Source organism: Pseudarthrobacter sp. NamE5 (assembly GCF_005796225.1).
GTDB lineage: Bacteria > Actinomycetota > Actinomycetes > Actinomycetales > Micrococcaceae > Arthrobacter.
This window is the reverse complement of sequence record NZ_VAHO01000040.1, coordinates 1-646: the sequence shown is the minus strand read 5'-3', so window position 1 is coordinate 646 and position 646 is coordinate 1. Positions and strand designations below refer to the sequence as shown.

1 protein-coding gene is annotated in these 646 nt (G+C 65.5%); it reads right to left on the bottom strand.

What is annotated here, in order from left to right:
• The coding region (locus tag FDW84_RS18990) for a CBM96 family carbohydrate-binding protein (RefSeq protein ID WP_240721594.1) at positions 1-575 on the bottom strand (575 nt) is incomplete at its 3' end.
• Positions 576-646: the final 71 nt, after the last annotated feature.

The window sequence follows — 646 nt, the reverse complement described above, 5'->3', positions numbered from 1 at the left end:
GTGCCCAGAGCGGGGCGGTTGTTGTAGGTGAGGCCAGCCTCGGTCCAACTGTCATCAGCGACCAGTTTGACGTTCTGGGTACCCACCGATCCGCTGCCGGCGCTGCGCAGCTGCAACGTCGCGCTCTCGATCGTCCTGCCCGCATACGCCGACAGGTCGAACTTCAGGTACGTGACCTCCGTCGGGCTGCTGTCCACGCCCAGAACGGTGCTCGCGCCATAATTCGTTGTGGCAGCCCCACTCGAGACAAAGCTGTCAGCCACGGCCGTGAGCGTCACGGTCTCGGATGTGCTGCCGCCTGCAGCCGGGGCGGTCGTGAAGGTCCAGGACTTGTCCGCCGCCAACGGGTTACCGGCAGCATCCTTCACCCCACCGGCGCCGCCCTTAATCGTCGCCGTATACGTCGTACCCGCCACCAAATCAGCGCCCGGGTTCAACGTCGCCACCTTATCCGTGCCGTTGTACGTCACAGCTGCCGACACCGTCGTCGTCCCCCCGGCCAAAGTGAAGGTACTCGGCGTGATCGTCGTCGCATCCATCGCCTCCGAGAACGTCCCCGTCACATCCCCCGACACCGCCACACCAGTCGCACCAGCGGTCGGAGACGTACCCGTCACCGTCGGAGCAGTCGTATCAGCAGGCCCGC